The sequence below is a fragment of the Thermosulfurimonas sp. F29 genome (assembly GCF_019688735.1).
Taxonomy (GTDB): domain Bacteria; phylum Desulfobacterota; class Thermodesulfobacteria; order Thermodesulfobacteriales; family Thermodesulfobacteriaceae; genus Thermosulfurimonas_A.
In genome coordinates this window covers 460059-481102 of record NZ_JAIFYA010000003.1, presented here as the reverse complement: position 1 = coordinate 481102, position 21044 = coordinate 460059, and the positions used below count along the sequence as shown (strand labels likewise).

General features: G+C 57.6%; 22 protein-coding genes, 1 tRNA gene, 1 other RNA gene and 1 pseudogene. 6 read left to right on the top strand and 19 right to left on the bottom strand.

What is annotated here, in order from left to right:
* The 7 genes from K3767_RS10830 to zapB all read right to left on the bottom strand — a co-directional run bounded on the left by K3767_RS10830 (window position 1) and on the right by zapB (window position 4555).
* Window positions 1-825, bottom strand: a complete 825-nt coding sequence (locus K3767_RS10830) for a 1,4-dihydroxy-6-naphthoate synthase (protein ID WP_221173595.1) — start codon at window positions 823-825, stop codon at window positions 1-3.
* The gene (mqnB, locus tag K3767_RS10825) at window positions 801-1418 is read right to left on the bottom strand and encodes a futalosine hydrolase (protein WP_221173594.1); all 618 of its coding nucleotides are present in this window, start codon (window positions 1416-1418) and stop codon (window positions 801-803) included. Before mqnB ends, K3767_RS10830 begins: the two co-directional genes overlap by 25 nt.
* Window positions 1412-2191 (bottom strand): TIGR00282 family metallophosphoesterase, encoded by a 780-nt coding sequence (locus K3767_RS10820; RefSeq protein ID WP_221173593.1) that lies wholly within the window; start codon window positions 2189-2191, stop codon window positions 1412-1414. The genes mqnB and K3767_RS10820 overlap by 7 nt, the downstream gene beginning before the upstream one ends.
* On the bottom strand, window positions 2188-3783 hold the full coding sequence (rny, locus tag K3767_RS10815) for a ribonuclease Y (RefSeq protein WP_221173592.1): 1596 nt from the start codon (window positions 3781-3783) through the stop codon (window positions 2188-2190). Before rny ends, K3767_RS10820 begins: the two co-directional genes overlap by 4 nt.
* A gap of 113 nt (window positions 3784-3896) precedes the next feature.
* A complete protein-coding gene (locus tag K3767_RS10810; RefSeq protein WP_221173591.1) occupies window positions 3897-4034 on the bottom strand; it encodes a hypothetical protein in 138 nt (45 codons plus the stop codon).
* Window positions 4016-4312: a cell division protein ZapA gene (zapA, locus tag K3767_RS10805; protein WP_221173590.1), complete on the bottom strand. Its 297-nt coding sequence runs from the start codon at window positions 4310-4312 to the stop codon at window positions 4016-4018. Before zapA ends, K3767_RS10810 begins: the two co-directional genes overlap by 19 nt.
* Before the next feature lie 3 nt (window positions 4313-4315).
* Window positions 4316-4555, bottom strand: coding sequence for a cell division protein ZapB (gene zapB, locus K3767_RS10800; protein ID WP_221173589.1), 240 nt, complete (start codon window positions 4553-4555; stop codon window positions 4316-4318).
* A 501-nt stretch (window positions 4556-5056) separates the two neighbouring features.
* Here zapB and K3767_RS10795 point away from each other — a divergent pair.
* The 3 genes from K3767_RS10795 (at window position 5057) to ssrA (ending at window position 6046) form a co-directional block, all read left to right on the top strand.
* Window positions 5057-5129: transfer RNA gene (locus K3767_RS10795), tRNA-Thr, on the top strand.
* 25 nt (window positions 5130-5154) lie between these two features.
* Window positions 5155-5610 (top strand): SsrA-binding protein SmpB, encoded by a 456-nt coding sequence (smpB, locus tag K3767_RS10790; RefSeq protein ID WP_221173588.1) that lies wholly within the window; start codon window positions 5155-5157, stop codon window positions 5608-5610.
* A 75-nt stretch (window positions 5611-5685) separates the two neighbouring features.
* Window positions 5686-6046, top strand: a transfer-messenger RNA (tmRNA) gene (gene ssrA, locus K3767_RS10785).
* 32 nt (window positions 6047-6078) lie between these two features.
* On the opposite strand, the gene mutM is transcribed toward ssrA, so the two are convergent.
* Both mutM and K3767_RS10775 read right to left on the bottom strand, forming a co-directional pair.
* The gene (gene mutM / locus K3767_RS10780) at window positions 6079-6885 is read right to left on the bottom strand and encodes a bifunctional DNA-formamidopyrimidine glycosylase/DNA-(apurinic or apyrimidinic site) lyase (protein ID WP_221173587.1); all 807 of its coding nucleotides are present in this window, start codon (window positions 6883-6885) and stop codon (window positions 6079-6081) included.
* On the bottom strand, window positions 6878-7924 hold the full coding sequence (locus K3767_RS10775) for an AI-2E family transporter (protein ID WP_221173586.1): 1047 nt from the start codon (window positions 7922-7924) through the stop codon (window positions 6878-6880). Before K3767_RS10775 ends, mutM begins: the two co-directional genes overlap by 8 nt.
* Window positions 7925-7985: 61 nt before the next feature.
* Here K3767_RS10775 and K3767_RS10770 point away from each other — a divergent pair, with 61 nt between their 5' ends.
* Window positions 7986-9245, top strand: coding sequence for a hemolysin family protein (locus K3767_RS10770; protein WP_221173585.1), 1260 nt, complete (start codon window positions 7986-7988; stop codon window positions 9243-9245).
* Window positions 9229-10449, top strand: coding sequence for a hemolysin family protein (locus K3767_RS10765; protein WP_221173584.1), 1221 nt, complete (start codon window positions 9229-9231; stop codon window positions 10447-10449). Before K3767_RS10770 ends, K3767_RS10765 begins: the two co-directional genes overlap by 17 nt.
* An 8-nt stretch (window positions 10450-10457) precedes the next feature.
* Here K3767_RS10765 and yedF read toward each other — a convergent pair whose 3' ends face one another.
* The 9 genes from yedF to trpB all read right to left on the bottom strand — a co-directional run bounded on the left by yedF (window position 10458) and on the right by trpB (window position 19084).
* Window positions 10458-11066 (bottom strand): sulfurtransferase-like selenium metabolism protein YedF, encoded by a 609-nt coding sequence (yedF, locus tag K3767_RS10760; protein WP_255592400.1) that lies wholly within the window; start codon window positions 11064-11066, stop codon window positions 10458-10460.
* Window positions 11067-11189: 123 nt separating this feature from the next.
* Window positions 11190-12701, bottom strand: a complete 1512-nt coding sequence (locus tag K3767_RS10755; RefSeq protein ID WP_221173583.1) for a DegQ family serine endoprotease — start codon at window positions 12699-12701, stop codon at window positions 11190-11192.
* Between the two features lie 5 nt (window positions 12702-12706).
* Window positions 12707-13690, bottom strand: a complete 984-nt coding sequence (locus K3767_RS10750; RefSeq protein ID WP_221173582.1) for a diadenylate cyclase — start codon at window positions 13688-13690, stop codon at window positions 12707-12709.
* Entirely contained in the window at window positions 13680-14273 is a 594-nt protein-coding gene (locus K3767_RS10745; RefSeq protein WP_221173581.1) for a ribonuclease H-like domain-containing protein, read from the bottom strand. The genes K3767_RS10750 and K3767_RS10745 overlap by 11 nt, the downstream gene beginning before the upstream one ends.
* Window positions 14270-15133, bottom strand: coding sequence for a peptidylprolyl isomerase (locus tag K3767_RS10740; protein WP_221173580.1), 864 nt, complete (start codon window positions 15131-15133; stop codon window positions 14270-14272). Before K3767_RS10740 ends, K3767_RS10745 begins: the two co-directional genes overlap by 4 nt.
* A gap of 48 nt (window positions 15134-15181) precedes the next feature.
* Entirely contained in the window at window positions 15182-15991 is an 810-nt protein-coding gene (gene dapF, locus K3767_RS10735) for a diaminopimelate epimerase (RefSeq protein ID WP_370630461.1), read from the bottom strand.
* Between the two features lie 8 nt (window positions 15992-15999).
* Window positions 16000-17091 carry a 3-dehydroquinate synthase gene (gene aroB, locus K3767_RS10730; RefSeq protein WP_221173578.1) on the bottom strand — a complete coding sequence of 364 codons (1092 nt, stop codon included), beginning with the start codon at window positions 17089-17091 and terminating at the stop codon, window positions 16000-16002.
* Window positions 17088-17894, bottom strand: a complete 807-nt coding sequence (trpA, locus tag K3767_RS10725; protein ID WP_221173577.1) for a tryptophan synthase subunit alpha — start codon at window positions 17892-17894, stop codon at window positions 17088-17090. Before trpA ends, aroB begins: the two co-directional genes overlap by 4 nt.
* A complete protein-coding gene (trpB, locus tag K3767_RS10720; RefSeq protein ID WP_221173576.1) occupies window positions 17891-19084 on the bottom strand; it encodes a tryptophan synthase subunit beta in 1194 nt (397 codons plus the stop codon). The genes trpA and trpB overlap by 4 nt, the downstream gene beginning before the upstream one ends.
* Window positions 19085-19199: 115 nt before the next feature.
* Here trpB and K3767_RS12315 point away from each other — a divergent pair, with 115 nt between their 5' ends.
* Window positions 19200-19823, top strand: coding sequence for a CDP-alcohol phosphatidyltransferase family protein (locus K3767_RS12315; RefSeq protein WP_370630459.1), 624 nt, complete (start codon window positions 19200-19202; stop codon window positions 19821-19823).
* Here K3767_RS12315 and mtaB read toward each other — a convergent pair.
* A pseudogene (mtaB, locus tag K3767_RS10715) lies at window positions 19774-21006 on the bottom strand (tRNA (N(6)-L-threonylcarbamoyladenosine(37)-C(2))-methylthiotransferase MtaB); the annotation flags it as partial. The gene K3767_RS12315 and the pseudogene mtaB overlap by 50 nt on opposite strands.
* Between the last annotated feature and the right edge of the window lie 38 nt (window positions 21007-21044).

The following is a 21044-nucleotide window of genomic DNA, read 5'->3' as shown; positions in this document are numbered from 1 at the left end:
CTAAGCCTCCCAGAAGAGGTTTTCCGGGGAGGAGGTCCCGGCCCGACGGATGAGTTCCACCAGGGCCCGCCGCCCCTCCTCCCCGAGATTCCGGGTATATTCGTTAACATAGGTGCGGATGTGCGCCTCGATGACCTCCCGGGCGAGTTCCCGGGCGTGGTGACGAATGAAGGGGAGGAGATCCTCGAAGCGTTCCCGGGCCAGGTCAAGGGATCGGCGCAGGGCGGAAAGGAGGGCACGGCCCACCTCCCGGGGGAGATCCCTGCGCACGAAGATCCCCCCCAGGGGGATGGGGAGTCCGGTTTTCTCCTCCCACCATCGGCCCAGATCCAGAACCAGTTTCAGCCCGTACCGGGCATAGACGAAACGCCCCTCGTGTATGATGACCCCGGCGGCGAACCGTCCTTCCGCAAGGGCCGGGAGGATCTCGTGATAGGGGATAAAGACCCGGTGAGAGGCCTCGGGAAAGGCTAGGCGAAAGAGGAGGTGCGCCGTGGTGTGTTCCCCGGGGAGGGCCACCGGGAGGGAAGGGATTTCCTCCGGAGACACCGAGGGATGGGCCACCAGCAGGGGGCCACAGCCCCGGCCGAGGGCCGCCCCCACCGGAAAGACCTCGTAGCGATGGGCCACCTCCGGCAACATGGCAAAGGATAGCTTAATCAACTCCGGAGGGTCGGTGAGAGCCATGCGGTTCAGGGTCTCGATGTCCTCAAAGACGAACTCCACCGGAAAGGGGAGGGAGACCCAACCCAGGGCCAGGGGGCCGAAGAGGTAGGTATCGTTGGGACAGGGGGAAACGGCTAGGCGAAGTGCTGGCTTAGCCAACCGAACACCTCCCTGAGCCGGTCAAGGGCCCTCTCGATTTCCCAGGGGGCCTCCGGTGCCTCCAGGAGATTGCTTATGATCCGCAATTCCACCAGGGCGACCCCGGTGCGCCGGGCCGCCTCCGCCACGGCAAATCCTTCCATGTTTTCGGCAAGAGCCTCGTGCCGGCGGGCCAGTTCCAGCGCCCGCGCCGGATCCCTCGTGGCGCAGCACACCGTCACCAGTGGCCCCACCCGGGCTCCGCCCCCTCCCTCCTCGAGGAGGGCCAGGGTCCGCTCCAGCCACGGAGAGCGCAGGGATATTCTTTCTGACAGGGGAAGGTGACGCCCCATGGGACGCACCCCTTCGGGGAAACAGAGGGCGAGGTCACCGAAGACCTCCTCCGTGGCCAGCACCAGGTCCCCGGGCGCGAGATCCGTCCCGGGATAGGCCCCGGCAAGTCCCGTGAGAAAGGCCACCGGAGGGCGTCTTTCCCGAAGAACCTCCAGGGCCGAAAGACCCGCCTCCACCGGTCCCATTCCCACCACCGCGATCTCCAGCGGAAGCCCCCGCAAGGGATCGGCCTCGAGCTCCGTGGGGACCAGGACTAACATTCTTCCCTGCGGAAGCGTTCTATGTGAAGGGCGCGACCGGAGGAATCCTCCAGCTCCAGAAAGACCCCTTCCACCTTCACCGGTCCCTTTTTGGGCACCTCGAGCTTCCTCGGCACCTGGGTGAGGTACATCTCCAGGGCCTGTTCCCGGTTCATCCCGATCACCCCGTCGCGCAGGCCGCACATGCCCACATCCGAGAGATAGGCCGTGCCCCCGGGAAGGATCCTTTCGTCGGCGGTCTGGACATGGGTGTGCGTGCCGAGGAGAGCGGAGACCTCTCCGTCGAGATACCAGGAGAGGGCGATCTTTTCCGAGGTGGCCTCGGCGTGAAAGTCCACCAGGATGCAGGGCGTCTCAGTCCTGAGCCTGCGAGCCAGCTCCCGCCCGGTGCGAAAGGGACAGAGAAGGGCCCGCATGAAGACCCGCCCCTCCAGGTTCACCACCGCGAGCCTTCGGCCCTCTTTCTCAAGCACGACCGCACCCCGTCCCGGAGCCCCTTCCGGATAGTTGGCCGGCCTCAACACCCTGTTCGTCCGCGCCAGGTAGGGCAGAAACTCCCTCTTCCACACATGGTTTCCGCTGGTAAGCAGGTCCAGGCCCAGCCCGAAAAGCTCCTCGGCGATCTTTTCCGTGAGGCCGTAGCCGCCGGCGGCGTTTTCCGCATTGGCCAGTACGAAGTCCGGACGGTACTCCCGCACGAGCTCCGGAAGAAAGACCCGCAGGGCCCGGCGTCCGGGATTGCCCACCACATCGCCCAGGAAAAGCACCCTCATTTGGCGTACTCCACCGCTCGGGTCTCGCGCACCACCGTGACCTTGATCACCCCGGGGAACTTCATCTCCTCTTCGATCTTACGGGCGATGTCCCGGGCGAGCAACACCGCCTCCTCGTCGGAGACCTTGCCGCTGTCCACGATGACCCGCACCTCACGGCCGGCCTGAATGGCGTAGGCCTTTTGCACCCCGTTAAAGGAGTAGGCGATGTTTTCCAGATCCTGGAGGCGTTTGATGTAGGTTTCGAGAAGCTCACGCCGGGCCCCGGGGCGGGCTCCGGAAACGGCGTCGGCGGCCTGCACCAGAATGGCCAGCACCGACTGAGCCGGCACATCCTCGTGGTGGGCGGCTATGGCGTTCACGATCTCCTCGTCCTCCCCGTACTTGCGGGCCAGATCCGCCCCGATGAGGGCGTGGGGCCCCTCCTGCTCGAAATCCACGGCCTTACCGATGTCGTGTAGCAACCCCGCCCGCTTGGCCTTCTTCACATCCAGCCCCAGCTCCCCGGCCATAACCCCACAGATGAAGGCCACCTCTATGGAATGTTGCAGCACATTCTGGGTGTAGCTGGTGCGGTACTTGAGTTTTCCGAGGAGTTTGATCAATTCGGGGTGAAGCCCGTAAACCCCCACATCAAAGGCGGCCTTCTCTCCGGTCTCCTTGATGGTGGTCTCCATCTCCTCTTCCACCTTTTTGACCACCTCTTCAATTCGCGCGGGATGGATGCGTCCGTCCGCCACCAGACGCTCCAGGGCCAGCCGGGCGATCTCCCGCCGGATGGGATTGAAGCAGGACAGCACCACCACCTCGGGGGTGTCGTCGATGAGGACGGTTACCCCGGTGGCGGCCTCAAAGGCCCGGATGTTGCGTCCCTCCCGACCGATGATGCGTCCCTTCATCTCGTCGCTCGGCAACGGCACCACCGAGACCGTCTTTTCGGTGACGAACTCCGCGGCGCAGCGGGAGATGGCCAGGGCCAGGATCTCCTGGGCCCTGCGTTTGGCCTCCTCCTTGGTCTCGGACTCGACGCGCATGAGCACCCGGGCGGCCTCCTCCCGGGCCTCCTCCTCCACCCGGGAAAGCAGAAGCTCCCGGGCCTCCTCCTCGCTCATGCGGGCCACCTCCTCGAGACGCCTCTTCTCCTCTTCGATGAGACTCTTGATCTCCGCCTGGCGCTTCTCCAGGTCCTCCCGGGTCTTCTGGACCTCGGCCAGCTTGGCCCGCAGATCCTCCTCGAGACGCTTGAGCTCGCCCTCTTTGCGACTGAGCTCCTTTTCCTTTTCGGCGATCCGGGCCGACTTTTCCTCGATCTCCTTCAGTTTCCCGCGGTGCTCCGCCTCCAGGGCCTCCTTTCGTCGGACGAACTCCGCCTCGAGTTCCTCCTTGCGCTTGAGCACCTCCTCCTTGGCCCGGATCCGGGCCTCCTGAGTGATGGTCTCGGCCTCGCGCCGGGCCCGTTCAAGGATCAGCCGGGCCTCCTCCTCGGCCCTTCGTCTTTCCTCGAATTCCTCCTTCCTGCGGAGCCGGTAAGCCGCAAAAAAGCCCGCTCCCGCACCCACCACCAGAGCCAGTAGCGTTACCAGGACTTCCATGATCAGACCTCCCCCTTGTCTCTATTTTTTCCGCAGGGGAGGAAAGGAGGGGACCATCGAAAAAAAGGGACCCGGGGTGCCGTGTCAGCCGGCCCGCTTCGAGGACCGTGGTCCTACCATAGGGGGCCGTTCGCCCCTTCGGCTTCCCCGGCTGTGCGGGCCGGGGCCTGCACCAGGGCGAAGAGGACCCCCTCGCGGGCTCGGGTGTTGCCTCGGCGGGCGCTGTGGCCGATCACGCACACCCCAGGCATTTGAGTTCCTTCTCAATCACCTCGCTCAGGCGTATCGCCTCTCTCCCAATCTTCTCCGAAAGGAGCCTGTGCTCCCGCTTGATGCGCACCAGCTCCGCGGTGATCTCAAGCAGGAGCACCACCGCCTGTTTCAAAGGCGAAAGCTGTCGCCGGCCTCGCAAGCGTCTCTTGCGTTCCTCCAGATACTCCAGAATTTCTTCTATTTCCTCTTCCGGGAGGTCCGCCCGGAAGGTAAAACAATTGCCAGCAAACTCAAACTCTATAAGCCTTTCGGCCAATCCTTAAGCGCCTCCCTCGGAGAATTGGGAGAGCCTCTCTATGAGGTTGCCAATCCTCTCCTTGATGGCCCTCCTTTCTTCCTCCCTGCGGTTAAGCTCTTCCTTAAGCCGAGCCACCTCGGCCTCTCTTTCCTGAAGTTTCAGTAAAAGTTCTTCCCTTTCGGCCTTAAGCCGCCCCAGCACCTGAAGAAGCCGCTCGATCTTCTCCTCAAGTACCCGCAGATCCTGAACATCTATCTCCATGATTCCCCTCCTTCCAGGATCTAGCTTATGAGGGTTTGAGGGATCGGTCAAGAGGCTTGCTTAACGGGATTTCTCAACCGCTGATGCTCCCCTGGGTCGGGATGGAAAATAACCGGTACCCCATTCAGGGGTTAAATCCCGGAGAACATACCTCTCCAACGGATGATAGGCGGGCTTCCCGGGTAGAAGCTTCCCTGATCGTTGAGGTTCCTTTCTGGGGTTGATTTTTAAAGGAGAGCGGCCGAACCATCGGGGACAACAATCAGCCACTAGCGGAGGACGGTTCTAGGCTTGTTTTCTGATTCGCGTTTAAGGCAGATTTTTTTAACAGGGTGAGGAGGATATCCTTGGGGTTCTCGGGGCGGAATATGCATGAGTTTATCTCTTACGGTTTCGATCAATTTGGATTTCACCATTTCCTGCGGGGGGTAAAAGATATAGATTCAAATTCGGGCTTTACTTGTAAGAGGTAGGGCTTTAAAATAATTTAAAGCTATTTCCGCCGGCGTAGCTCAGCTGGTAGAGCAGTGGATTCGTAATCCACAGGTCGGGGGTTCGAGTCCCCCCGCCGGCTCTTACAGCCTCTCCGAGAGATGCTTATGGAAAAGACGGTAGCTACGAATCGCAAAGCGCGCTTTCTCTACGATATCGAGGAGACCTATGAGGCCGGTATCGTGCTCACCGGTCCGGAGGTGAAGAGTCTGCGTCTGGGGCGGGCCAATCTGGCGGACAGTTTCGCCCGGGTGGTGAACGGAGAGGTGTTCCTGTACAACATGCACATCAGTCCCTATCCCTTTTCCCGGGAAGCGGCCCTTTCCGATCCCCGGCGCACCCGAAAGTTACTTCTTCACAGGAGAGAGATCAACAGGCTGGCCGGTAAAGTGGCGGAAAAGGGCTATACCCTGATTCCTCTCCGGATCTATTTCAAGGACGGTTGGGCCAAGGTGGAGCTGGCTTTAGCCCGGGGTAAAAAGCTCCATGATCGCCGGGAAACCATTAAGCGTCGAGAGGAGGAGAGAGAGCTTCGTCGTCGTTACAAGGGCAAGATCCGGTGACCTTTCCCTCGTTGTTGGACAATTCCGATCAGGAGATTTATAATTAGAAAAAGGAAGATTGTTCTTTTACACGCTGGGGGCGAAGTGGGCTCGACGGGGGTGTGTAGGCCTAAACGGCGTGCCGAGGTCCCCACCGCCTCGTAAAAAAGGTGGGGAAAACACAAGTGCCGACGAGTATGCCTACGCTCTGGCGGCCTAAAAAATAGAGCCGCCCGTCCCGGATGCGCCGTTTGCCCCGGCGGCCTCCGGGGCGTCGGATTACGGGGCTGGGCCTGGGGGAGTGCCTGCCTCCCCGAGGCCGAGAATCCTGCAGGCTGGGCAAAGGGGAAGCGCCCGGGTCTTCACCCTTTGCCGAGATTGACCACCCGGGCTACGCACGTAGAAGTTTAGGCTGAAGCACCTCCGGACGCGGGTTCGATTCCCGCCGCCTCCACCATTTTTTGCCGATATTTTTTCTTTTACCGTAAGCTAACGCTGGCAGGAGGGACAGAAGGTGGTCCCCCGGCCGGCTATTCTGGTATAGAGAAGGGGCGTTCCGCAGCGGAAACAGGGCTCCCCGCGTCGCCCGTAAACGCGGAGTTCGTTTTGAAAATGTCCCGGATTCCCGTGACCATCCACATAATTGCGTATCGAGCAACCGCGAAGCTCTATGCCCCGATGGAGCACCGTCTTTACCGCCTCAAAAAGTCGCCGTTTTTCCTCGGGGGTTAACCCCGTTGCCCTCCTGCAGGGATGAATCCCGGCACGGAAGAGGGCCTCATCGGTATAAATGTTCCCCAGCCCGGCAAGCACCCGTTGATCCAGTAATACTTCTTTTATGCGCCGCTTATGGCCGGATATCTTTTTCTCGAACTCAAGGAAGTCTACTTTCAGAGCATCCGGGCCCAGAGACGCGTAGAAGGGATGTCTTGGCAGGGCCTCCGCCGGGAGAACTTCCAGCCATCCGAAGCGGCGCGGGTCCGCATAAAAGAGTTTGCCTCCATCTAGATAAAAAACTATATGAGTATAAGGTGGTAAAGCTTCAGAGGAGCGGAAGATCAGGGCCCCGGTCATGCCGAGATGGACCAGGAGCACCTCTTTCCCGAGTTCAAAGAGGAGAAGCTTGCCGTGGCGTTGAAGTCCCCGGATTTTCCGTCCCTTGAGCTGGAGACAGAAAATTTCCGGCCCCGGTCGTGCGAGTTTGGGTACTAAAACCCTGAGCTCCTGAATTGTTTTTCCGGTTATCACGGCGACAAGGTCTCGACGAATAGTCTCTGTTTCGGGTAATTCAGGCATCACGCAGGACTTTTAGTCGATAAATTTCCACCAGGGAGATGGTCAGGGAAAGTATTATCGGACCCAGAAAGATTCCAAGAATTCCAAAGGTCTTAAGTCCTCCCAGAATACTAAAGAAAAGAAAAAGGGTGTGGATCTCGGTTTGGGACCCCACGATAAATGGGCGGAGAAGGGAATCAATCTGGCTTACTATTAGCACGCAGTAGATCAGGAGTATAATCCCCTTTATCAGGAAGCCCTTGATCAGAAGATAAATGACGGTGGGTACCCATATCAGGGCCGTTCCCACAATGGGAACAAAGGAGGCTGCGGCGGTGAGAAGCCCCAGAAATATTGCGGAGGGGACCCCCAGGATCAGGTAGATCAGAAGGGCGGCCAATCCCTGGGCCAGCCCGGTAAGCAGGCCTCCGAACAGGACCGCCCTCAACACCTCCTGGATCTTCCCGGTGATGCGCTCGGTTTCTTCAAGCGTGGTGGGAAGGAGTCTTTTTACCTCCTCAAAAAAGGTATCCCCATCCCGAAATAGATAAAAAAGGGTCACCAGCATAAAAATCATGTGGAGAAGGAGCTGTACGGTGTTTTTGAAAAGGGCCTTGCCTTGATTAAGAAGAAACTGCCCCGTTCCCGAAGCCATGGCGGCAAGAACCTGTTTGACCTGGGTTTCGAAGGGAGCGAGTTTTTCCATAAGTTTCTGGGAGAGGGCATAGAAACGAGGGTACTTATCCGGAGAGGGAAGCAAACCCGCGGGGCCTTTTTCCAGAAAAATTCGTGCCGAACTCGCCAAATCAAGGGCCTGTCTGGTAACCTCGGTCACCACAAATCCGGAAGGAATGAGAATGAAGATCACCACCGATAGGGTAAGAAGAAAGGCCGCCAGTCCCCGTCGGCCCTTGAGTCTACGGCGCAAAAATCGATTAAGGGGAAAAAGATAAAGTGAAAGAATCAGGGCCCATAAGATAGGATTGAAAAACGGCTGAAAGATCCGGACCAGGGCTCCAAAGAGGATAAGGGCCAGAACCCCGCTTAGCAGATAGCTCACCCATCGATCTTCCATGGTATTATTTTTTACCGGATAAATAAAAAGGAGGAAAGGGAAGGACTTGAATCCCTGGTTGGTCTGGCTGATCATCACCCTATTTATTCTTCTTTCCTCCTTCTTTACTTGTTCCGAAACGGCTCTTTTTTCCCTCGGGAGACTGGATCTGGCCCGGTTGCGCAAGAGTTCGCGGGCTTCTTGCCGCCTGGCCGCCGATCTAATGCGTGAACCTCAGAAGCTCCTTACCACCGTGCTCATGGGAAATGAACTGGCCGATATCTTCTCCTCGGCCCTTTCCAGCTGGTTTTTTTATCAGGCTTTCGGTCCAGCAGGAAAATGGCTGGCCTATCCGCTCATGAGTTTACTCCTTTTCCTCTGGGGAGATCTCTTTCCCAAGGTGGTGGGATTCAAATTTCGACAACGGGTGGCCTGTGTAGTGGCTTACCCTTTACGGGTGTCAGAAATTCTGCTGGCTCCTCTCCGGATGATACTGCTTTCGGTGGCCCAGATATTTTTCCGGCTTACGAAGGTTAATGTCCCTTCGCACCGTAATGTTCCGGCTGAGGAGGAAATAAAACGTCTGGTGGAGGAAGCCTATCATTCCGGTGCGCTCCGGAGGGAGGAACGCCTTTTCATTCTCAGTCTATTTGAAACCGAAGAAACTCCGGTTTCGGTAATTATGACTCCTCGCAAAAATATCTGGGCTCTCCCTGACCAGGAAATTACTCCGGAACTTCTTTCCCGCCTTAAAGAGGCCCCTTACCGCAAGATTCCGGTCTATCAGGAGGATCTGGATCACATAGTGGGTATTCTTTATGTACAGGATCTCCTCAAAACCCGTCTGCAGAAAAAGACCGTTCGACTTTCGGAGATTACCCGTCCGGCCTTTTTCGTTCCTGAAAAGACCCGGGTACGCAGATTGCTTGAGGAATTTCAGAATCGCAGGCTTAAGCTGGCCCTGGTGGTGAATGAATACGGCGAGGTAAGCGGTCTGGTGACATTAGAAGATGTGTTGGAGGAACTTTTCGGGGAGATCTATCAGGAGAGAGAGGCCAAGAAGCCGCCCATCGAAAGTCTCGGTCCAGGATGTTTCAGGGTGCGGGGCTGGGTTCAGGTGGAAGACTTCAATCGGGAAACCGGGGCCGATCTTCCGGCTGGAGAATTTCGTACCATGGCCAGTCTGGTTCTACATCTCTTCGGAGAATTGCCCCGGGAGGGGGCCGAGGTCCAGGGCTACGGATTCCGTTTTCGGGTGGAGGAGCTGCGCGACCGGAGGATCGAGACCGTTATTGTGGAGAGGGTGGAGGGTGAAGGTACTGGCTAGTCTGATCTTTTTATTGCTTCTTGGTGGCGAGGCTTTCTTTGCCGCTGCGGAAATTGCCATCCTTTCTGCCGGGGAGGTTCGCCTCTCGATGCTTGCCCGAAGACATCTGGGGGCCCGCATGGCGTTGAATCTCCTAAGGGAACCGGAACGATTGCTGACCACCACCCTTCTCGGCCTTAATCTCTGTGTAATTGCCAACGGGGTATTTACGACCGGGTTTCTCCTGGAAATCTTTCCGGAGGAAGGCCCCTTTTTGGCTCTGTTAGGCCTTCCTCCGGTAATGCTTCTTTTCGGACAGATCATTCCCAAAAATGTGGCCCGGGCTCGGGCCGGGACTCTGGCCCCGCTTCTGGCCCCACCCCTATACCTAATTTCGCGAATACTTCTGCCTTTGGTCTGGATTGTTTCGGCGGTGATCCGCCGCACTTTCGCCCTGCTCGGGCTCTCCGAGAAGCCTCTCCCCCCTCTTCTTCGGGAAGAACTTCGAGGCCTTCTCACCACCGAAGATCATCTGGAACCCATTGAAAGAAAAGCTCTTTCGCGGCTCTTTGAGTTTGCCGAAAAGACGGTGGACCAGGTGATGGTGCCTCTCGTGAGACTCAAGACCCTTCCCGAAACCGCCCGGGTGGAGGAAGCCCTGCGTATATTCGCTCATTACGGATTCTCGCGCCTTCCAATCTTTCGAAGCCGGGTCTACCGGGTGGTGGGAGTGGTAAGGGCTCAGGATCTCCTGGACGCTCCTCCGGAAAACCCACTTTCTGCATATCTGCGTCCGGTCAAGTATATTCCGGAGTTTAAACCCGCCTCCGAGGCCCTCTCCGAGATGCAAAAGACCGGAGAGGATTATGCGGTAGTGGTGGACGAGTACGGTGCGGCCATAGGTATCGTTACTCTTGAAGACCTCATGGAGGAAATTCTGGGCGATTTCTTGGATGAACTGGAAAAAGATCTCGTCCTCTACCGGAGGCTTCCTCATGGGGGTTTCCTGGTAAAGGCTTTTATGGAAGTAGAAAAGGCTCGCGAAATAGGTCTTCCCATTCCCGAAGGGGAGTACGAGACCGTGGGAGGATTTGTACTGAAGCTCGCCGGCCGTATCCCGCGCACCGGGGAACTTTTTCGCTTTAAAGGATGGAAGATAAGGGTACATCGAGCGTCTCCCATGGCCATCGAGGAACTGGAGTTCATCCCGGAAGAGGTAGAATAGGGAATCATTTAAGGGCGTAAGATTACCGTGGCCCTCATGAGCAGGGAGAGGATTTCGTACATATTACCGGCCCTGCCCACCCCTAGTTTGTCCTCAAGACCGTAATGGGAAAGACAGGTCCAGCAGGCGATGATTTCAACCCCGCGGTCTTCCAGTGTCTTCAGAGCCTCAAGTGCCGGAGCCCCCTCCGTTACCAGAAAGACTCCACGATTGTAAAAGATCAGGGCCTGAGGCGGTGGCGAGACCTCCGGAAGGGTTTTGAGAAAATTAATCAGAAGCCGACGCCCCAGATCCTCATCCCCATCCCCCATGCGATCTGAAGATATAACCACCACTCGCAAAAGTCCCTCCGGACGGATACACGAAATCTCCGAAACCGGATGCCCTTCCCCTCTTTTGACAATTTCCAGCCGATAAACCTCACCCTCCCTGAATACCCTTACCCTGTGCCCCTGGGCTTCGGCAAACCGGGACACATTCCTTACCGCAGCCTCGTTGTCCACCAGAATTTGCAGAACATCTCCCTCCCCGAGTCCCTCCAGGGCCTCGCGGGTCCTCAAAACCGGCTGCGGACAGGGAAGCCCGCGACAATCTATCACCCGCATGACTCTTTTCATTAATTTATTTTTCCTATAATATTAAAAGAAGAAGCCTAAAAATCAAGTGACAATTTCGAATAGAAATTTCGGTCTGCGATAGGAAAAAGGAATGGAGACAGGGGGGGAGCACCCCCCTGTCTCTTATCTCGTGGAAAGGACCACGAAGCGACGGAAGTGTTGATCCCTGACCAGAAGGAGCACCCGTCCGGTTTTTAGGGAAGGTTTGATGGCTTCATAGAAGTCCGAAAGGCTTTTTACCCGGTGACGATTGACTTCCTCGATGAGGAGTCCCGGTCTTAGCTCGGCAAAGGCAGCCGGGCTTCCCGGAGCCACGGCGGAAATGACCACCCCTCTGCGCACATTATAACCCAGTTCCTGGGCCAGTTGGGGGGTCAGCTCCTGGACCCTGAAGCCCAGCTCTTCCAGGAACTTCTGAATCTCCGGAGCAATAGCGGACATTTCCATTTTCTTGGGATATTCTCCGATGGTGATACGGAGTTCCATAGGTTTACCTTCCCGGATTATTCCCAGGGTGACCGTGGTTCCGGGATGGGTGAGCCCCACAAAGGTGCGAAGCTCGGAGGAATTTTTGACCGGTTTGCCGTTGTAGCGTACGATCACATCACCCTGCCTGAGTCCGCCTCTGTCCGCAGGGGATCCCTTCATCACTTGTGCCACCAGGGCTCCCTCCGTGCTTTCCAGACCGAACTCCTGAGCCAGAGCCGGAGTAAGATCCTGAATCACCACCCCCAGCCAGCCCCGGATCACCTTCCCCTGTTTGACCAGCTGTTCCGCTACCAGCTTTACGATATTTATGGGGATGGCGAATCCGATGCCCATGTATCCTCCGGAACGGGTAAAGATGGCCGTATTCATGCCGATAACTTCCCCCCGGAGATTGAGGAGAGGGCCTCCCGAATTCCCCGGGTTTATAGCCGCGTCGGTCTGAATAAAGTCTTCGTAATCAGTTATGCCCAGCCCGCTGCGTCCCTTGGCACTGACCACCCCTACGGTTACCGTATGGCTCAGGCCGAACGGATTTCCGATGGCGATAACCCATTCCCCCACCTGGATCTTGTCCGAATCTCCCAGAGGGACGGTGGGCAGGTCGTGTCCCTTGATCTTGAGGACCGCCACATCCGATTGAGGATCGCGCCCCACCACCTTTCCCCTGAAGGTGCGCCCATCAGCGAGTTTTACAATAACCCTGTCCGCTCCCTCCACCACATGATTGTTGGTGAAAATAAGTCCGTCCGGACTCACGATAAATCCCGAGCCGGCTCCTCTTTGTTTGAATTTGCGGGGTATCTGAGGAAAGAAACGATGCATGAAGTCGTTCCCGAAAAAGTCGAAGGGAAATGGCCCGAAGGGGAAGGGAAGGGGTTCTTTACGCACCACGGTCTTTTCCACTTCTATGAAGACCACCGCCGGACCGGCCTTTTTGACTACTGCGGCAAAGGCCCTGGAAAGGGCCTGGGCCACGGCGAGATCCCGGGGAGAGGCCGGAGAGGGAGGAGGGGTGTTCCGGTGAGGTTCCACCTTTTTGACCCGGAAGAGACTGTCCCAGAGTCCGGGGGAGGCAGAAGCCGGCAGGCTCGCCACCAGGAAGACGACCAGGGTTGAGAGGATCAGGGTCCTGATTTCTCTAAACATTGATACTAACCTCCTTTGACTAGTTTCGGTTCATGAGGCCATTCCGAAGGGGCTCGAGGGCCGGCGTAGAAGGCCCGACGCCATTCGGTATCCGGTCCCAGGGGATGGGGTTTCTCGATTTCCATCACGATTTTACCGTTGCGAAAGACGGTTACCGTCCCGGTGGATTCGCTCACCGTAATGGCTACTGCCCGGGTAAGAGCGGTTATGGCCGCGGCGGAACGATGTCTAGCCCCGAGACCGCTCGGAATATCTGCGCTCACTACCCCCGTGCGAATATAGCTTCCCGCGCTTTCCACCACTCCGTCACCCCGTATGACGAAAGCTCCATCCAGAAGGGCGAATTCCTTGACTGTTTCTTCGAGTCGAGGATCCAGGATGTTGCGTTCATTTTCCGAGTAGCCACGAAAGGGGTTTATCACCATCTGATCACAGTGTTGGAGCACCTGATCGGTATCCCCCAGAATAAAACAGGTTCCTACCGGTTTCCCTTCCCGCCCCTGCGTAGCCAGCACAATGGCCAGGGAAAGTACGCGCTGGAAAACCTCTGGTTTTACGATTTCCTTCAGATCTTCCAGCTGTGAGACGGCAAAGATTTCAAATTCACTCTCGAGATCCAGGATAAAAAGACTATCAAGGTGTCCGCTTTCGGCCACCCCGGAGAGGCAGATCAGTAAGTCCTCATGAGTAAAGAGCCCCCGGGCCACTCCGATGAGTACAGCCACCTTGATCTGTCCCAGACGGGTTAGTTTTATCTCCGGGACCTCAATGACCTCCGTTCCCAGAGGGGGCTGAAAATCTTTCTCCCTGGTGACCAGAATGAGGCGGTGCCTCTGTACATGTTCCAGAAATTGGGATAGTCCCTCTCCGCCCGGAAACACATCGGCATACACCAGAACGGCGCTGGAGGGGAGGGTCTCACTTAGATCCGCGGCATACCGAAGGAATTTCTCCGTTATCGCAAGACGCTGGATATCCTTATCCGGCAATCGCGCCCCCCCTGCTTCGGAGATTTCTTTCGGTAAAACCCTTCAGCATGCGGCCAGCCCTCTCAAGAAGGGGCTTCAGGTTAGTCACATCCTCCCGGTTGTAGAGCAGGAGACGCCGCAGGGCCGCACGATCCCGCTCCCGTTTCCACCTCTGCCACAACTTTACCGCGTCGTATCCCGTAAGTCCCCGGGTATTCCGAACCAGTCCGAAGCGTTCTTCCAGTTTCTTGAGCCCTCCTCGATACCCCAGACGGCGGTAGAGGTGTTCCAGATCTATATGCAGTAGCGGAGGGGGAAGCGCCGGAAAACGGGCCCGGAGAAAAGGGAGGTCAAATCGGGTCCCTCCGAAGGTTACCCATACAGGATAGGCCGCAAGGAATTCGGCTCCCTTTTCCAGATTGAACCCGGCCACAAAGGCCCGATAGCGTCCCCTGGCCATGGTACCCAGTACCGTGATGCCATTTCTTTCCCGGGAGAGGCCCTCGGTTTCGATGTCGAGAAAGATTACATAACCTTCAGGATTGTCTCGCAGCACCCGGATCATCGATTCCGGTAGCTCAGCCAGCAAAAAATCCGGTATCACGGCAGATTCTCCGGATGCACCTCCACCGAATATTTCTTTTTGAGTTCCATTAGAAGGGCCGAAAGTCTCTTCTCCTTTTTAACCTCCAGGAGATCCTGAATCACCCGTTTTTTGATCCTGGCATAAGGAGGAATCTGCGCGGGAATTTTCGCCTCCACCTGGACTATGTGATAGCCGAAGCGGGTCCGAATAGGGGAACTGATCTGCCCCACCTTTAGCCTGAAAACCGCTTCTTCGAACTCGGGAATCATCTGACCCCGAGAAAAGGTCCCCAGATCCCCGCCGCGATCCTTGGTTCCGGGATCCTCGGAGTATCGGCGGGCCAGCTCGGCAAAGTCTGCTCCGGAAAGGAGTTTTTTGCGAATCTCTCGAGCCCGGGAAAGGGCCTCCTCTTCGGCTTTTTTGTCGCCCCCTTCCGGGATCCGGATCAGGATGTGTCGGGCCTTAATCCTCTCCGGAATCCTGTAATCCTTGCGATGGGAAAGATAATATTCCTGAGCCTCCTTTTCCGAAACCTTTAGGCCCTGCAGGATCCTTTTTTCGTAATAGTGACGGGCGAGGATCATGCGGGTCTGTTCCTCGATTTCCTTCCGGACCGCCGGGTCTTTTTCAAGCCCGGCATCCCTCCCGGCCAGCCCCAGAAGAGTAACCTCCACCCAGCGCTCCACCAGTACTTTCTTCATGTCCGGTTTGAGGGTCAGAAGGGCCTTCAGTTGAGCATTGTTTTCGAGCTCTTTCTGGAAATCGTCCCGGGTGAGGGTGTAAGGTCCCACTTTCGCAATGACCGGGGATTTCTCCGCCCGCACGGGAAAAGAAAACAGAATCAACAAAACAAAACAACCGATCAGACGCTTTAACATCCAAAAATCCTCCTCTGGTATTTAAGAGCTATTCTAGCACCGAGGAACTCAGTCCGAAAGGGCTTCCGAATAGAGATAGCCTCGATACACCTTATGAGTGTCCCCTTCCAGAAAGATCCGGTTTTCCTCAAGATGAATACGAAGGGTTTCTCCGCTCCGGGTGATAACAGAGACCGGTACCTCGACCAGTCCCAGTTTTACCGCTATATAAGCTGCGGCTGAGGCTCCGGTACCGCAGGCGAGCGTTTCTCCCTCCACGCCTCGCTCGTAAGTGCGTACAGCAATTTCCGTCCGGGAGAGGATCCGAACGAAATTCACATTGACTCCGGCCGGGGCAAAGTGTTCGTGAAAACGAATCCGGCGGCCCAGGTCTTCTACCGGAATTTCCTCCAGATCCTTCACAAAGATCACCGCATGAGGGACCCCGGTGTTTATAAAATGGAGGGAAAAAGTATTGTCCCCTAGGGGAAGGGAAAGATTGAGGCGAAGATCCCGCGGGGGAGTGAGAGCCACCTTGACCCGCTTTCCCCGTACCTCGGCCCGGATCTCCCCGGCCGGGGTCTCGAAGGTGAGCTCCGGTCCGGAAAGCCCCTCCTCCACGACAAATCTTGCCGCGCAGCGCCCTCCGTTTCCGCACATTTCCGCCTCGGTACCATCGGCATTAAAAAAACGCCAGGAAAAGGCGTTCCGCGGATTCCTCGGAGGCTCTATCAAAATCAGACCATCGGCTCCCACCGAGATCCTGCGTCGGCACAGTTTGCGGGCCAACTCCGGGGCTTCCTTCGGAGAAATGGCTCCCTCAAAGTTCTCAATTAGAATAAAGTCGTTCCCCGAAGCCTGCATCTTGGTGAAGAGGATTTCTCTCATTAATCATCCTCCGGAAGCAATTCCCTGAGGACTTTTTCCAGTGCTTCCACGGGGGGATTTTCGTAGAAGACGAATTCCCCCAGGCTTTTGAGAAGAACCATGGTAAGTTTGCCGTGCCAGACCTTTTTGTCCGCTGAAAGAAAAACGAGCAAATTATCCGGGGAAATTCCCCGCGGAAGACGCACCGGAAGACCCAGGATCGTAAGCAACGCTTCCAGCCTCTCCGAGACGGCTTCCCTGGCCACCCCCAGGGTTTCCGAGAGCCGCGCCGCTGCCACCATTCCCACGGCCACCGCTTCCCCGTGAAGAATTTTATAGTTCAAAGCCGCCTCGAGCGCATGCCCCAGGGTGTGCCCAAAGTTGAGTACTCGACGAAGACCGGATTCCCGTTCGTCCCGGGAGACTACCTCGGCCTTAATTCGGCAGCTTTCGTAAATGATTTCTTCAAGTATTTCGGGATCGTAAAGAAATAGACGGGAGATGTTTTTTTCGAGGTATTCGAAGAGACTGCGACTGGCAATGCAACCGTATTTAACCACCTCTGCAAGTCCGTTACGAAAGTGCTCCCGGGGAAGTGTGGAAAGCACTCCGTAATCTATGTAAACCCTGCGGGGCTGATAAAAGGTGCCCAGGAGGTTTTTGCCTTCCGGAAGATCCACACCGGTCTTGCCTCCCACGGAACTGTCCACCTGGGCAAGGAGGGTGGTAGGCACCTGGACATAGGGTATTCCGCGGAGATAGATGGAGGCCAGAAACCCCGCCACATCTCCCACCACACCTCCACCCACCGCCATCACCGCACATTTTCTATCGAATCCGGCTCGAATCATCCGGCGGGCCAGGTCCACCACGGTCTCCATTCGTTTGGAGGTCTCTCCGGGAGAAAAGGAAAAGACCTCCGTGCCAAAGCCCCCTTCGGAAAGAAGGCGGGACAGATCCTCGGCCACAAAGTCCCTCACCGTGTCATCGGTAATGAGGGCTAGTCTCCGCGTCTCAAGCACCCGGGGGAGATCCTCCGGTAGGTCGGCGAGGATTCCCCCACCTATGAGAATCTCGTAGGGAGGTGCCGTTTTTACCTGAAGGACCCTCATGGTCTTTTCGTGGCCGCTACCAGTTTTCGAACGAATTTTTCCAGCGAAGTCGGAGCCCTGCGTCCCTCGGACTCCATTATTTTGACCAGAGCGCTTCCCACCACAATGGCTTCCGCGTGCGGGGCAAGCATTTGAACCTGTTCCGGACGAGAAATGCCGAAGCCCACCGCCACCGGTACCGGAGAGACCTCACGGCAGAGATCGAGCCGCAGAGCCAGGTCTTCGGGTAGCCGATCCCGGGTTCCGGTTATTCCGGTTACGGAGACATAATAAAGGAATCCGGAGGATGCGCGAGCAAGCTTTTCCAGCCTTTGAGTGGGCGTGGTGGGGGCGGCGAGCATGATGCTGGCCAGGCCCTGCCGGCGGGCTTCCCGGAGCCAGGGACGGGCCTCCTCAAGTGAGAGATCCGGTATGATGGCCCCGCAGAGCCCGGCCCTGCGGGCCTCCCGGGCAAAACGCGAAATCCCGAAACGGAAAAAGGGATTGTAGTACCCCATGACTACTATGGGAAGCGGGTACCCCCGCTCGTAAAGACCGGACACAAACTCGAGGAATGCCTCTAGGGTGGGATGGTGTCTCAGGGCTCTCTGGGTAGCGGCCTGGATAGTGGGACCGTCGGCCAGGGGATCCGAAAAGGGGAATCCCAGTTCCACCACGCTCGCCCCGGCCTCGGCCACTGCCCAGAGGGCAGCCTCGGTGGTGGCGAGATCCGGATCCCAGGCACACAGATAGGGTATAAGCGCCGCCCGACCCCGCCGGTTGGCTTCCTCAATGGCTTTCCGGACTCGTTCCGCGCCTTTCATTTTTTCCCGGAGGATAGATAGTCCCGCACGGCAGCCACATCCTTGTCTCCCCGACCGGACAGGTTTATCACCACAATGGTATCCCGGGGAAGACGATTGGCTATCTTCACCAGGTAGGCCACCGCGTGAGCGCTTTCCAGGGCCGGAATAATCCCTTCGGTTTCCGAGAGAAGTCTGAAGGCGGATAAGGCCTCCTCGTCGTCCACGGCCACATACTCCGCCCGTCCGGTCTCCTTGAGAAAGGCGTGCTCCGGACCCACTCCGGGATAATCGAGCCCGGGAGCAATAGAGTGCGCTCCTTTGATCTGGCCCACCCGATCCTGAAGAAGATAGGTCATCATCCCATGAAGCACCCCCGGTTCTCCTACGCTGAGGGTGGCGGAGTGCCGGTCCGAATCAAGACCCTCCCCCGCGGCCTCCACTCCCACCAGCTTGACCACCTGATCCCTCACAAAAGGATAGAATATCCCCATGGCGTTTGAACCGCCCCCCACGCAGGCAATCACCAGGTCCGGAAGACGGCCCTCGAGCCTTAAAATCTGCCGGCGGGTTTCACGCCCGATTATACTCTGAAAGTCCCGCACCATCATGGGATAGGGATGAGGTCCCACCACCGAACCGATCACATAAAAAGTAGTTCCCACATTGGTGACCCAGTCCCTGATGGCTTCGTTTATGGCGTCTTTAAGGGTCTGAGTGCCGGACTCCACCGGAATTACCCTGGCCCCCAGGAGTTCCATCCTGAAGACATTCATGGCCTGACGGACGGTATCCTTTGCTCCCATGTAAACCACGCATTCCAAGCCCAGAAGGGCCGCTGCGGTGGCGGTAGCCACTCCATGTTGCCCGGCACCGGTTTCCGCAATGACACGGCGTTTGCCCATTCGTTTGGCAAGCAGAACCTGTCCCAGTGTGTTGTTTATCTTGTGCGCCCCGGTGTGTAAAAGATCCTCGCGTTTTAAGTATATTTTCAGGTGCCCCCCTAGAGCCTCGGAAAGACGACGGGCGGGATAAAGGGGAGTGGGACGACCAGCGTATTCTCGAAGGTACCAGAAGAGTTCCCGGCGAAAGGAAGGTTCTCTTTTGAATTTCCGGTAGGCTTCCTCCAGTTCTCTCAAAGCCGGCATGAGGGTCTCGGGTACGAAGCGTCCCCCAAACGGTCCGAACTTTCCCTGGCGATTCGGAAGCATGGAACCTTTTTTACTCTGTTTATGGAACTTTAGCAAGGAGTTGCGGGAATAGCGATAAAACAAATGAGGAAATCACTTTCTTGTCCGGAAGTTAGAGACTAGAGTATAAACCACCATGTTCACCTGGCCCAATCTTATAACCGTCCTGCGTCTTCTCCTCGTTCCGATCATCGTAATCGCTCTTCTCGCGGGAAGACGCCCCGAGGCCCTGGTGGCCTTCCTTGCGGCAGGGATTTCCGACGCCCTCGACGGATTTCTGGCCCGCAGGCTGGGTCAGAAGTCCCTCCTCGGGGCGGTCATGGATCCGCTGGCCGACAAGTTCCTGCTGGACACCATCTATGTCCTCTGCGCCTGGAAGGGGTACCTCCCCGTATTTCTGGCCGTGCTGGTGGTAAGTCGCGATGTCCTCATCGTGAGCGGGTTCCTGGTGCTCCACCTCTTTGCCACCCCTCCGGAAATTAACCCCACCCGCCTCAGCAAAACCAATACCGCGGTCCAGGTGGTTACCGCCGCGGCGGTGCTGGCCTCCCTGCCCCGCCCCTGGCTCTCCCCTCTCTTCTATGTCACCGCTTCCCTTACCGTGATCTCCGGGCTTCACTACCTGTGGCTGGGTTTCAGAGCCTTTCCCCATAAACCCGGGAATCTATCACCCGCACCACCCGCACCGGGAGGATCTCCCCCCGCAGCGACTCCCTCCCCTCAAGATAAACCGGAACATAGTTCTCCGAGAGCCCCCTGAGTAGCCCGGTTTCCGGATCCTTCTCCTCCACCAGAACCCGAAGGACCCGGCCCACCTGGGCCTGGTAAAAGGCCTTCTTCTTGCGCACCGCCAGTTCCCGCAGGGCCCTCGCCCTCCGGGCCACCTCCTCCGGAGGGACCCGGGGAAGGGTGTAGGCCCGGGTGCCCGGACGGGGGGAATAGGGAAACACATGGAGATAGGTAAGGGGCGATTCCTCTATCAGCCTGTAGGTGCGCCGGAAGGCCTCCTCGGACTCTCCCGGAAACCCCACCAGCACATCCGCACCGAAAGCGGCCCGGGGAAAGAGTCTAAAGAGTTCCGCGAGCACCTCCCGGTAGAAGCCGGCGGTGTAGGGCCTTCCCATGGCTCGAAGAACTTCGTCGTCCCCGCTCTGAAGGGGAAGGTGAAAGTGCGGGGCAAAGCGAGGGGAGGCTGCCGCCCAGTTAAGCAGCTCCGGCGTGATCTCCGTGACCTCCAGGGAGGAAAGACGGATCCGAAAGCTCCCCACGCCTTCGAGACGCCGGAGGAGGTGCACCAGATCCCGGGGAGGGGTGAGGTCCCGGCCCCAGAAACCCAGGTGTATGCCGGTGATCACGATCTCCCGGTAGCCCGCTTCGGCAAAGACTCTGGCCTGTTTGAGGATCTCCTCCTCGGGCACGCTCCGGGAGGGCCCCCGGGAAAGGGGCACTATGCAGTAGGCGCAGCCCTGACTGCATCCGTCCTGCACCCGGAGAAAGGCCCGGGCATGCCCGGGAAAGCGAGAAATGGGGGCCGGATGAGCGGTTCTCAGCTTCTCCGGGGGGGAAACCAGGATCTCTCGCCGCAGGGCCCCTGGGCCGTATTGCTCAAGGATCTTGGTGAGACGAAACTTCTCCGCGTGTCCTAAAACGGCCACGGGTCCCTCGGCCGCGGAAAGCACCTCCTCGGGGAAAACCTGGGCGTAACACCCCGTAACCACCACCAGCTCGGGGGATCCGGAAAGGACCCGCCGGAGAATTTTGCGGCCTTCGTAGGCGGCCTTGCCGGTGACCGCGCAGGTGTTTACCACCACCAGGCGAGGAGCTTCGGACGGAGGAACCCTTCTTCCCCCCATCCGTTCGAGGCTTTCCTCCAGATGGGCTCCTTCCACCTGGTTGACCTTGCAACCCAGAGTCAGGACCGAAAAGGTGAAATCCTTCTTCATAATCTTCCGTGCCGGGGGTATCGCCGGGATACCGCGCC

What these genes read in the sequence shown, in the direction of transcription:
- mqnB (WP_221173594.1), bottom strand. Translation starts at nt 1,418, where the DNA reads ATGTTAGTCCTGGTCCCCACGGAGCTCGAGGCCGATCCCTTGCGGGGG.
- K3767_RS10820 (WP_221173593.1), bottom strand. Translation starts at nt 2,191, where the DNA reads ATGAGGGTGCTTTTCCTGGGCGATGTGGTGGGCAATCCCGGACGCCGG.
- rny (WP_221173592.1), bottom strand. Translation starts at nt 3,783, where the DNA reads ATGGAAGTCCTGGTAACGCTACTGGCTCTGGTGGTGGGTGCGGGAGCG.
- K3767_RS10810 (WP_221173591.1), bottom strand. Translation starts at nt 4,034, where the DNA reads ATGCCTGGGGTGTGCGTGATCGGCCACAGCGCCCGCCGAGGCAACACC.
- zapB (WP_221173589.1), bottom strand. Translation starts at nt 4,555, where the DNA reads ATGGAGATAGATGTTCAGGATCTGCGGGTACTTGAGGAGAAGATCGAG.
- smpB (WP_221173588.1), top strand. Translation starts at nt 5,155, where the DNA reads ATGGAAAAGACGGTAGCTACGAATCGCAAAGCGCGCTTTCTCTACGAT.
- mutM (WP_221173587.1), bottom strand. Translation starts at nt 6,885, where the DNA reads ATGCCTGAATTACCCGAAACAGAGACTATTCGTCGAGACCTTGTCGCC.
- yedF (WP_255592400.1), bottom strand. Translation starts at nt 11,066, where the DNA reads ATGAAAAGAGTCATGCGGGTGATAGATTGTCGCGGGCTTCCCTGTCCG.
- K3767_RS10755 (WP_221173583.1), bottom strand. Translation starts at nt 12,701, where the DNA reads ATGTTTAGAGAAATCAGGACCCTGATCCTCTCAACCCTGGTCGTCTTC.
- K3767_RS10740 (WP_221173580.1), bottom strand. Translation starts at nt 15,133, where the DNA reads ATGTTAAAGCGTCTGATCGGTTGTTTTGTTTTGTTGATTCTGTTTTCT.
- aroB (WP_221173578.1), bottom strand. Translation starts at nt 17,091, where the DNA reads ATGAGGGTCCTTCAGGTAAAAACGGCACCTCCCTACGAGATTCTCATA.
- trpA (WP_221173577.1), bottom strand. Translation starts at nt 17,894, where the DNA reads ATGAAAGGCGCGGAACGAGTCCGGAAAGCCATTGAGGAAGCCAACCGG.
- trpB (WP_221173576.1), bottom strand. Translation starts at nt 19,084, where the DNA reads ATGCTTCCGAATCGCCAGGGAAAGTTCGGACCGTTTGGGGGACGCTTC.
- K3767_RS12315 (WP_370630459.1), top strand. Translation starts at nt 19,200, where the DNA reads ATGTTCACCTGGCCCAATCTTATAACCGTCCTGCGTCTTCTCCTCGTT.